We start from the raw sequence: 11758 nt of genomic DNA on the forward strand, positions 1-11758 counted from the left end.
TGTAGCGGGATTCAGCATTATTTATTAACGCCTAAACCCCGCTTGTTCATAACAGCTTGCTTGTGCAGATGGTGGCGCTCGCCAAATTGCGATCGCAAAGGAATTTCAATGATAAACTCCGTACCTCTCCCAACCTCGGAAGTGCAGCGCAAATAACCTTCATGGGCTTGAATAATCTGATAAGAAATCGCCAAACCCAGCCCGGTACCAGCACCGATAGGTTTCGTTGTATAAAATGGATCGTAAATTTTAGCGATCGCATCATAATCTATGCCCGTGCCATTATCAGCAATGTGAATCTGCACCCACTTGCCATCAACTAAAAGGGTGCGGAGGCGAATTTTTAGCAGTGGGCAATAGGTGTTTTGTAAGTTGTCAGATAAATTATTTTCCCAATAGCCGTTGGTCGAATATCCCTCCTGTACAATCTGTTCTAAAGCATCAATAGCATTTGAACAAATATTCATAAATACTTGGTTAAGCTGCCCAGCGTAGCATTGCAATGCTGGCACATCTCCATACTCTTTAATCACTTGGATAGGTGGACGGTTTGGTTGTTCTTTCAAGCGGTGCTGCAAAATCATTAAAGTGCTATCGAGCCCTTCATGGATATTTACTTTTTTCATTTCGGCTTCGTCTAACCGGGAGAAAGTTCGTAAAGATTTAACAATCTCTCTAATTCGCTCTGCTCCTATTTTGATCGAACCAAAAAGTTTTTGCAAGTCTTCTAAAATAAAATCGAGTTCGATAGTGTGAATCTTGTCTGCAATTTCCGGCGCAGGAGTGGGGTAATAAACTTGATAAGCCTTAATCAAGGCCAAAATATCTTTAATGTATTCCTCAGCCGGAATCAGATTGCCATAAATGAAGTTGACAGGGTTATTTATTTCGTGAGCAACCCCAGCTACCATTTGCCCCAAAGACGACATTTTTTCAGTTTGCACGAGTTGAGCTTGAGCGCCTTTAAGTTGTTGCAGAGCGTTTTCTAAATGCTGAGTTTGTTCTAGCAGTTTAGCTTCAGAGTGCCGCAATGAATTTTCCGCCAAAGAGCGATCGCGATTTTCCTGTTGCAAACGTTCATTAGCAACTTCTAAAGCGATCGTCCTCTCAATAACCCGTTTTTCCAATTCTAACATTAATTCCGAGAGGGCTTCTTGAGCTTGTTTGCGATCGCCAATCTCATTTTGTAAAGCCCTATTTGCCGCCGTCAATTGAGCGGGACTGGGAATAGCCAAGATTTTTGGGATTAGTTCTACCAGCACTGCTGCTGTACATAGCGAAATCAGCGCAGTAATCCCTTTAAGAAAACCAGAGAACCAATAATTAGGATGCCACAGCGTCCATATTTCCATAATATGGGTAATCCCGCAGCAGATAATAAAAGAGCCAAACAGCATGAAAACCCAGTCAAAAGGCACGTCTTGCCGCTTTTTTACAATATAAATCAGCGTGATCGGTATCAAAAAATAAGCGACTGCTATCAAACCATCGGACAAAACGTGTAGCCCCACCAATCCAGGCTTCCACAAGTAGCAATGGCCGTGAGGAATAAAATAATTAGGAAAAATTTTATGAACCATTTGCATTAAATCAACTAGGTTATTTGCTAAATTTTTAAGACCGTATTACAGGCAAATCAAAAAACCTGCTAGCACAAAAAGAAGAATTATGCTTTTGGACTTAACGCTTGTGATGAGTAAATGCAGCGATCAGAAACTACTGTTAATTAAATTAACATCAATCGACTAAGTTTTAGCAAAGTCAACTGTCACATTTTTAATTCTGCCTTCACTATCAACTGTGACACCGGCATGACATTTTGGCCAACGATCAAGAAAAACTGAGCACAGATTCCTTTCCAGTAGGAGCGCCAGCGCCCATTGAAATTAGGTTATAGCACTCAGCGATCGGTCAGGCAACGGGGAAATTACCAGATTTAACGGATGTCACGGATTTCACTTAACGAAGAGAACCATTCTCCAAAGCCTGTAGAGGTGGGTTCACTCTTGTACCCTTGAAGAGTGCAGACAGGTTAAATAAACGCGCCCCCACCCCGCGAGGGAATTCTTTATTGATAGTGATACTCTTCGGGGGATAATTAACCGATGTGACCAATTACCCCCTGAGAAATGTCGCGACAGGATCGTGTCGCAATCCAATAGGCGATCGCTCTCAGCTTTACAGTCAATTATAAGTGATAATATCAACGATACACTCAGGGGATAATTGCAAATTATGACGATAGATGAGGTACTACAGCTAACTCGTGTCCGATTACAAAAAGATTTATATCCAGTACAAGAAATCATACTCCGCCAAGTTTGGGAAGGAAAGACTTATACAAGTATCGCATCTGCCTCTCATTACGGAGAGCATTACCTGAGAAACATCGCCTCATCCTTGTGGCAATCTCTCTCTCAAATCTTGCAGACATCTATTAGTAAATCAAATTTTCGCTCTTGTGTAGAATCACGTTCCCTGACTGCAGAGGAACGAGAATTAATTGAAGCATTCACCCGCAGCCAATGCCTAGCAACACCTTTAGAATTTCCAGGATCTCCCGTGCCCCTCGGTTCGCCATTTTATATCCCTCACCCGCTAATTGAAGAACTCGCCTATCGAGAGATTACCAAACCAGGAAGTGTGCTGCGGATTAAAGCTCCCAGGAAGATGGGAAAAAGTTCCCTTCTGCTACGCATTTTAGATCGCGCGACTTCTCTTGACTATCGAACTGTAAGTTTAGATTTTCAGCAAGCCGAGGAAGCTGTCTTAGCCAATATCGATAAATTTTTACGCTGGTTTTGTGCCAACATCAGCCGTCACCTAGAATTACCACCTCTATTAGATGATTATTGGGATGAAGACATGGGTAGCAAAGTAAGCTGCACCATTTATTTGCAACAATATATATTAGCACAAATAAGTACCCCTCTTGTGTTAGCTTTAAATGAAGTAAATAGAATTTTTGAGTATCCAAAAATTGCCAGAGAATTTTTGCCGCTGCTGCGAAGCTGGCATGAAGAAGCAAAGCGGATTGAAACTTTGGGAAAACTGCGGTTAATCGTTCTTCACTCCACAGAAATTTATATTCCTTTAAAGCTCACTGAATCGCCTTTTAATGTCGGTTTACCGCTGCAATTGCCCTATTTTACAGAAGAGCAGATACTTGCTTTAGCGCAGCGTCACGGACTGGATTGGACAGAGGGTTCCGATGCCGAGCGACTGATGGCAATGGTGGGGGGACATCCTTATCTGGTGCGGCTCGCTCTTTACCACCTCTGTCAAAACAGTGTAAGGCTAGATCAGCTACTACAAGAAGCTCCGACAATCGCGGGAATTTATAAAGATTACTTGCGGAGTTTTTGGGCAACATTGCAAGAGTATCCCGAACTTGCGCTTGCACTTAAACAAGTGGTAAAATCGGAACACGGAGTGGAATTAGATCCGATAGTAGCTTCTAAATTATTTAGTATGGGCCTGATTCATATCGATAACAACCGCTGTACGCTAAGCTGCGAGTTGTACCGCCTATATTTTGGTTCGCACAACTTTAGTTAGTTATTGCCCCACCTGAAAAATCTGTTTTGCCGTTAAGTTTAAATCTGGGAATGCAAGCGATCGCACCACATCATCACCTCTAAACTGATTAACTACATACTCACCATCAACTAACTGATAAACGGAAATAGTTGGTTGCTTGGGGTTGCCAATATATCTTCTTCCCCCCAACCCCAAATAATCGACAATCCAGTATTCAGGAATTGCCAATTTTTCATATTCTGCTAACTTTATTAAGTAGTCATCTTGCCAATTTGTACTCACGATTTCGATGACTAAACGGATAGTTTCACCTCTGGTAATAGTCGAGCGCTTTTTCCACATCGGTTCCGTTTCGATTTGTTGCCAATCTAACACCATCACATCTGGGCTGTAGCCAGACTTATCAGAATCAATAGCCTTAATAATTCCTTGGCGGGGAATGAAATAGGGCAAAGCCAAACGTTTAATTTCTACTCCCACTTCAAGGGCTAGGAAACCCCCCACCTGTTCGTGTGTTCCAGTTGCTTGCATTTCAATAACGGCTCCATCATGTAGTTCAAAGCGACCTTGACCCTCTGGATACCAGTCCAGAAACTCGTCTAGGGTCATTTGTTTAGACTGTGCTGGTTGTTCTTGAATGAGCATATTGATTCTCCTTGTTTGCTGTTAATTTCAATGTTAATATAAATTGACAACATTAGGCTATATTGTATGATAATTTCTAGTTGTTATTTTGTCAATTTATTATAAAAACAACTACTTGGAAAACATGAATTTTACCGATGGATTATAATTCAGTAGAGATGATGACAAAAATAACGCTCAGGCTGCCTCTTTTTATACTCAACTTTCACCTTTAAACCAACTCATAAACGGCATGACCAAGGTTACATACCAAATTGGGGGCAGTCTCGCCAGTGATGCGCCTACATACGTAGTAAGACAAGCAGATTCCGAACTTTATGAAGCTTTAAAATCTGGGGAATTTTGTTACATCCTCAACTCGCGACAAATGGGCAAATCTTCTCTCTTAGTCCGCACCCTGCACCGACTGCAAGCAGAAGGTTTTCAATGCAGCACGATCGACATGACCCGCATCGGTAGCGAAAATATCACTCCCTTACAATGGTACAAAGGAATAGTTGCGGATTTATGGCGCAGCTTCAATTTGTTAGGAAAAGTTAATTTAAAAACTTGGTGGCGCGACGAAGAAGAGGTCTCATTTTCGCAAAGATTGAGTCATTTTATTGAAGATATCGTGCTGGTCAATTTTCCTCACGAGCGGATATTTATATTCATCGATGAAATCGATAGCATTCTCAGTTTGGATTTCGATGTCGATGATTTTTTTGCCCTGATTCGGTTTTGCTATAATCAGCGAGCGATTAATGCAGAGTATAACCGCATTACTTTTGCAATTTTTGGAGTAGCCACGCCAAGCGATTTAATTGCTGACAAAAAGCGAACTCCTTTTAATATCGGTCATGCTATAGATTTGCAGGGTTTTGAACTGCACGAAGCCCAACTATTAGTTAAGGGATTAGAGAGTGCCGTCAGTAATCCTCGTGCCGTTCTTAAACAAATATTAGCTTGGACTTCAGGACAGCCATTTCTCACCCATAAAGTTTGCTATTTGGCGTACAGAGCCAGCCTAGAAACGGCGGACGGATTAGTAAATATTCCCCCTGGGGCAGAGGCATTTTGGGTGGATAGTTTGGTGCGATCGCAAATCATCGATAAATGGGAATCGCAAGACGAACCGGAGCATTTAAAAACGATAGGCGATCGCATCCTGAGAAACGAACAACGCGCCGGAAGATTGCTCAGCATTTACCAGCAAATTCTGACCCCCCCGCCTTCGGCTCCCCCCCTTACTAAGGGGGGGCTAGGGGGGGTATTAACCGATGACAGCCGAGAACAAATCGAACTATTACTATCCGGTTTAGTGGTAAAAAGTGCAGGCTATTTGCAGGTAAAAAACCGAATTTATCAAGAAGTATTTAATATAGAATGGGTTGAGAAAAAATTAGGGCAACTGCGTCCTTACTCCCAATCTTTCGATGCTTGGAACGCTGCCAAACAAACAGATGATTCGCGCCTTTTGAGGGGACAAGCCTTAAAAGATGCTCAAATCTGGATGCAGGGAAAAAGTTTGAGCGATTTAGACTATCAGTTTTTAGCAGCTAGCGCCGAACTCGACAAGCAAGAAATGCAACTAACCTTAGAAGCAGAAAGGTTAAAAGAAGTCGAAAAAAATGCCAGACGGCAAAAGTGGTTTATTGCTGCACTCTCTTTAGCATTAGCGATCGCCCTCTTTCTCGGAACAGCAGCTTTTTGGCAATATCGCCACGCAACCATAAGTGAGGTAGAAGCGATCGCCACCTCCTCCGAAGCCCTCTTCACCTTAGAGCAAAAATTAGACAGCCTCATTGCCGCCATCAAAGCCAAGCGTAAACTGCAACAACTCGGCAGCGCAAATCCCGAACTAGAAAATCGCGTGCAATTATTACTAGAGCAGGCAGTTTATGGAGCTTCGGAGTTCAACCGCTTGTCAGGACATCAGGCGACACTGTATAGATTAGCAATCAGTCCCGACGCTCAGACAATTGCCTCCTCAAGTACAGCTAACGAGGTCAAACTCTGGCAGCGAGATGGCACCCTGATTGCGACTCTTCCCCACAAGAGTATGGTATGGAGGATGGCTTTTAGCCTCGACAGCAAACTCCTCGCTTGCATCTGTGGAGATGGCACAGTTAAAGTTTGGCAGCAAGAGGGAACGTCTTGGGCGGGCCCCACACTCCTGCACAGCCTTGAGGGACACAGTAACGAGTTAAGCGGTGTGGCGTTCAGCCCAGATAGCGAGACTTTAGCTGCATCCGGTGAGAATAACACCGTTAAACTCTGGGACAAAAACGGCAATTTATTAACCATTCTCGATCGCACCGATGCGGTGAGGAGCCTGAGCTTTAGCCCCGACGGGGAAATGCTCGTTAGCGCAAGTGCGGAGGGCACGATCCGATTGTGGAAAAAAAACGGCTTATTCTGGGACGCAGTAACTGTACTGCGAACGTTTCAAGGCCATAGCGCTGCCATTTGGGAGGTCAAGTTTAGTCCTGACGGCGAGATATTTGCCTCCGCCAGCATGGATAAAACTGTTAAACTTTGGCGATCCCATGCCCCGTCAGACGAAGAGTTACAGCCCCTAGGAACCCTTAAGGGTCACGCATCTGGCGTTCAGGGTCTAGATTTCAGTCCCGACGGTCAGATTATCGCCTCAGCCAGCGACGATCGAACAATCAAATTTTGGAGTAAAGACGGCAAAGAGCTGAGAACTTTTGCAGGGCATCGCGGTGCCGTGTGGGATATTCATGTCAGTCCTGACGGCAAATCAATTGCTTCGCTGGGTGTAGGAAATGCTGTCAAACTTTGGCAGCCGAAAAACATTTTTTTCTTGCCCCTGCCAGGTCACGACGCTGCTGTTTATAAAGCTGCTTTCGCTCCTGACGGTAAAATCGTCGCCACTGCCAGTACAGACGGCACGGTGAAACTTTGGCGTCTCGATGGGGCAGGCACGGGGGCACTGCCCCTACGGACGCTTAAGGAGGGTACAGGAGGGCTTTGGGATGTGGCATTCAGTCCTGATGGTCAAGTCATTGCAGTGGGGGCAGAAAAAACAGTTAAACTCTGGCACAAGGATGGCAGATTCCTCAGAGAAATCAACGCCCACAACGGAATCGTTTACGGAATTACTTGGAGTCCTGACGGTAAAATTATTGCCAGCGCAAGTATGGACGGCACGGTAAAACTCTGGCAGCCAGACGGTGTGTTACTGCGAACTCTGAAGCTAGATGGCAGCGCCTTCTGGAGTGTGGCCTTTAGCCCTGATGGAAAAGCTTTAGCCGCCGTCGGTAGCAGCGGTACTATTTCTATCTGGAAGACCGATGGCACTTTGTTGCAGGCGATTGATGCCCATCAGGCTGTGACTACGGGGGTCAGTTTCAGTCCCGATGGCAAGACTCTAGCTTCAGCCTGTACAGATGGCACTGCCAAACTCTGGAAATTAGATCCCTCAGATACCTCAGTTCCTCAGAAAGCAGTGCTCCTGCGAACGCTCAAAGGCCACACAGAGGGAGTGGTGGGAGTTTCCTTTAGCCCGGATGGTGAAATCGTCGCTACGGCAAGTCTGGATAACACGGTGAAACTCTGGAACAAAAATGGCATCTTGCTGACGACACTCACGGGGCATACAGGTGTGGTGACAGGAGTTTCCTTTAGTCCCGACGGCACTTTCCTTGTCTCGGCAAGCCATGACCAAACGGCGATTTTGTGGGATGTGAAGCGCATTCTCAATACAGACCCGCTGGTGTTTGGTTGCGACTGGGTGCGAGATTACCTGCGAACAAATGCCGATGTGAAGGAGGAGGATAGGCATCTGTGCGATGCCGTGGGCGATCGTTAAAATCTCAAAAACCCTGAACTCACAAACATGAATAATTACCAATACCAAATCGGCGGCAGCCTTGCCAATAATGCGCCTACCTACGTAGTAAGACAAGCAGATTCCGAACTCTATGAAGCCTTAAAAGCCGGCGAATTTTGTTATGTACTCAATTCGCGGCAAATGGGAAAATCTTCTCTATTAGTCCGCACCTTACACCGATTGCAAGCTGAGGGATTTCTATGCAGCACGATCGACATGACCCGCATCGGCAGTGAAAATATCACTCCTTTACAGTGGTATAAAGGGATGATTGGTGAACTGTGGCGCGGCTTCAATCTTTTAGGGCAAGTTAACCTAAAAACCTGGTGGCGTGATGAAGAAGATTTATCATTCCTGCAAAGATTGAGTCATTTTATTGAAGATATTTTGTTATCCAAGTTTCCTGACAAAAAAATTATTATATTTATTGATGAAATTGACAGTGTTCTCAGTCTAGAGTTCCCTGTCGATGATTTTTTTGCCCTAATTCGCTTTTGCTATAATCAACGCTCAATTAATCCAGCATATAATCGTATTAGTTTTGCAATATTTGGAGTAGCAACACCTAGCGATTTAATTGTTGATAAAAAACGAACTCCTTTTAATATTGGGCGAGCCATAAATTTACGAGGTTTTGAACTAGAAGAAGCCCAGCCATTAGCGGCGGGATTAGCAAGTGTAGTCAATAATTATCAAGCTATTATCCAACAGATTTTGGCTTGGACTTCAGGGCAGCCATTTCTTACGCAAAAACTGTGCTATTTAGCCTACATAGCAACTAAAACTACACCGCAAAAAGTAGTAACAATTCCAGCAGGAACAGAAGAGTTTTGGGTAGATCGTTTAGTGCGAGAAAATATCATTAATAACTGGGAATCTCAGGATGAGCCGGAACATTTAAAAACCATAAAGGAGCGGATTATTCGCAACGAACAACGCGCGGGCAGATTACTCGGCATCTACCAGCAAATTTTACAATCTAACCCCCCTTTAGCCAGCGGATCTGTTTCATTGTGGGGCTTTGAAGAGGACTATAGGGGCAGCACTCCCGTGCCTGACCCAAATCTTTATAGGGCAACTACAGGAGAATTGCCCCTACAAGGAAATGAAAGATTTCTACCTTTGAGCCAAATAGCCGGAGGGGTATCAACTGATGACTCACCAGAACAAATTGAACTATTATTATCGGGATTAGTGGTCAAAAATAATGGTTATTTACAGGTGAGAAACAGGATTTATGCTGAAGTTTTTAACCTCGAATGGGTAGAGAAGCAATTAGGGCAACTGCGCCCCTACTCGCAAACCTTCGATGCTTGGGTTGCTTCACAACAAACAGATTTTTCCCGACTTTTGCGGGGACAAGCCTTAAAAGATGGTCAAATCTGGGCGCAGGAAAAAAGCTTGAGTAACCTTGACTATCAGTTCTTAGCTGCTAGTGCCGAACTAGATAGGCGAGAAGTTCAACAAGCTTTAGAAGCAGAACGCACCAAAGAAGTGGAAGCGCGGCTGGCCGAGGAACAAATGCGATTAATTCAAGAAAAAAAAGCAGCGAAACGACAGAGGCGCTTACTATTTTCTGTTAGTATTGCACTGCTGCTTGCCGGTGCTTTAGGAGTAACAAGTTATTTTCAGTATCGCCGAGCCGTCATTAGTGAGCGCGAAGCTCGGATGAGTGAAATTGAAGCGCTGGTTTCTTCCTCGGAGGGACTGTTTGCCTCTAATCGCCGATTGGATGCACTAATAGAAGCAATTAAAGCTAAGCGCCGACTACAAAACTTAGGCAATAAAGATAAAAATATTGAACATCGAGTGATCGATGTATTGCGTCAAGCGGTTTATGAAGGGGTTGAATACAACCGTTTATCGGGACATAAAGCGGCTGCTATTGGAATTGATATTAGTCGGGACAGTAAGTTTATTGCTTCAACAAGTGTGGATAAAACTATTAAACTGTGGCGGCGGGACGGAACGGAAATAGCAACACTCAAAGGTCATCAGGCGATCGTTCGGTCTGTCAAATTTAGCCCGGACGGTCAGTTTATTGCTTCTGGAAGTGATGATGGAACTGTAAAACTTTGGAAACTCGATAGGGCAGGCACGGGGGCACTGCCCCTACGAACTTTTCAGGGTCATACTGCTGGTATCTGGACAGTGGCGTTTAGTCCCGACGGTCAAACAATTGCCTCTGCCAGCATGGACAAAACGGTGAAACTCTGGAACAAAGACGGGGCAGGCACGGGGGCACTGCCCCTACGAACTCTCCAGGGTCATACTGCTGGGGTAACCTCAGTGGCTTTCAGTCCAGACGGTCAGACTATTGTTACGGCAAGTGGAGACAAAACGGTGAAACTCTGGAACAAAGACGGCAAACTGTTAAGAACTCTCCGGGGTCATACTTCTGTGGTATCTGCAGCAGCGTTTAGTCCAGACGGTCAGATTGTGGCTTCAGGAAGTGGAGACAAAACGGTGAAACTGTGGAACAAAAACGGTACTTTGCTTAGAACGCTTGAAGGTCATTCTGCTGTAGTATCGGGAGTTGTTTTCAGTCCCGATGGTCAGACTCTTGCTTCTGCAAGTCGGGATCAAACTGTTAAACTCTGGAATCTTGACGGAACAGAACGGACGACATTGAGAGGTCACACTGCTGGGATTTGGGGGATAGCTTGGAGCCCGACGTACAGTTTTATTGCTTCGGCGGGTGCAGAAAATACGGTGCGGCTGTGGCAGAGTCAAAACCCATTCGGGACGATGATTACTGCACATAAAGCCGGGATTTGGGCGATCGCACTGAGTTCGGATAGTTCTACAATTGCTACAGGCAGCGAGGATGGCACGACTAAGCTTTGGAGTCGGCAAGGCAAATTGCTGGCGACTTTCGATCTCGAAAAGGCTGCGATTTATGCTGTTGCCATGAGTGGCGATGGCAAGTTAATTGCTTCTGGCAGAATTGATAATAAGGTGAATATCTGGACTCGAAACGGAAAAGCGATCGCAACTTTGGTAGGTCATAACACTACGGTTTTTGCATTGGCTTTTAGTCCTGACGGTCAAATTCTTGCTTCTGGAAGTCAAGATAATACTATCAAGCTTTGGCGGCCCGATGGTACTTTATTGCAGACTATTATGACAGAACATCATGCTCCTATTTGGCAGGTGTTATTTAGCCCTGACGGTCAGCTAATTGCCTCGGCAGGGGGTGATGGTACTGTGAAGTTGTGGAAGCTTGATGGGGCAGGCACGGGGGCACTGCCCCTACGAACTTTTCAAGGTCATACTGCTGCGGTTTGGAGGGTGGCGTTTAGCCCTGACGGTAAATTTCTGGCTTCTGGCAGCGGGGACAATACGATTAAGCTTTGGACTGTGGATGGTAAGTTACTGAGAACTCTGGAAGGTCATCTGGCCGCGGTATGGGGGGTGGCGTTTAGCCCGGATGGTAATATTATTGCTTCTGGTAGTGTAGACAATACGGTGAAGTTTTGGAAGCTTGACGGTACCCAATTAACGACGCTCAGCAGAGGTAACTCTGCGGCGATTCGGGGGGTAGTGTATAGTGGGGATGGGTCATTTGTGGCTTCTGTGAGTGAGGATAATACGCTGATTTTGTGGGATGTGGAGCGAGTTTTGAAAGTGGATTTGTTGGCTGATGGTTGCGATCGCGTGCGGGTGCATCTCACTTTGGCAAATGTGTCAAAAAAGAGATAAAATGAAAAAGCTAGTAAAATCGTTAAATAAAGATGA

Annotated in this window: 5 protein-coding genes; 3 read left to right on the forward strand and 2 right to left on the reverse strand. The window is 45.0% G+C overall.

Annotation, left to right across the window (positions count from 1 at the left end; genetic code table 11):
• Positions 1-17 precede the first annotated feature (17 nt).
• A complete protein-coding gene (locus QT990_RS07405) occupies positions 18-1586 on the reverse strand; it encodes an ATP-binding protein (protein WP_333465083.1) in 1569 nt (522 codons plus the stop codon).
• Between the two features lie 649 nt (positions 1587-2235).
• Here QT990_RS07405 and QT990_RS07410 point away from each other — a divergent pair.
• Positions 2236-3558 carry an AAA-like domain-containing protein gene (locus tag QT990_RS07410; protein ID WP_333146045.1) on the forward strand — a complete coding sequence of 441 codons (1323 nt, stop codon included), beginning with the start codon at positions 2236-2238 and terminating at the stop codon, positions 3556-3558.
• Here the strand turns inward: QT990_RS07410 and QT990_RS07415 are convergent, their stop codons facing one another.
• Positions 3559-4185: a Uma2 family endonuclease gene (locus QT990_RS07415; RefSeq protein ID WP_333309320.1), complete on the reverse strand. Its 627-nt coding sequence runs from the start codon at positions 4183-4185 to the stop codon at positions 3559-3561.
• A 232-nt stretch (positions 4186-4417) separates the two neighbouring features.
• On the opposite strand from QT990_RS07415, the gene QT990_RS07420 reads away from it, so the two are divergent.
• Both QT990_RS07420 and QT990_RS07425 read left to right on the forward strand, forming a co-directional pair.
• On the forward strand, positions 4418-7999 hold the full coding sequence (locus tag QT990_RS07420; RefSeq protein ID WP_333146041.1) for an AAA-like domain-containing protein: 3582 nt from the start codon (positions 4418-4420) through the stop codon (positions 7997-7999).
• Between the two features lie 27 nt (positions 8000-8026).
• Complete coding sequence (locus QT990_RS07425; protein ID WP_333465084.1) at positions 8027-11722, forward strand: WD40 domain-containing protein; 3696 nt, start codon at positions 8027-8029, stop codon at positions 11720-11722.
• Positions 11723-11758: the final 36 nt, after the last annotated feature.

The organism is Microcoleus sp. T3_B1 (assembly GCF_036700445.1).
Taxonomy (GTDB): domain Bacteria; phylum Cyanobacteriota; class Cyanobacteriia; order Cyanobacteriales; family Microcoleaceae; genus Microcoleus.

Excerpts from the sequence above, each read along its gene's own strand:
- QT990_RS07415 (WP_333309320.1), bottom strand. The coding sequence starts at position 4,185 with ATGCTCATTCAAGAACAACCAGCACAGTCTAAACAAATGACCCTAGAC.
- QT990_RS07405 (WP_333465083.1), bottom strand. The coding sequence starts at position 1,586 with ATGCAAATGGTTCATAAAATTTTTCCTAATTATTTTATTCCTCACGGC.
- QT990_RS07410 (WP_333146045.1), top strand. The coding sequence starts at position 2,236 with ATGACGATAGATGAGGTACTACAGCTAACTCGTGTCCGATTACAAAAA.
- QT990_RS07420 (WP_333146041.1), top strand. The coding sequence starts at position 4,418 with ATGACCAAGGTTACATACCAAATTGGGGGCAGTCTCGCCAGTGATGCG.
- QT990_RS07425 (WP_333465084.1), top strand. The coding sequence starts at position 8,027 with ATGAATAATTACCAATACCAAATCGGCGGCAGCCTTGCCAATAATGCG.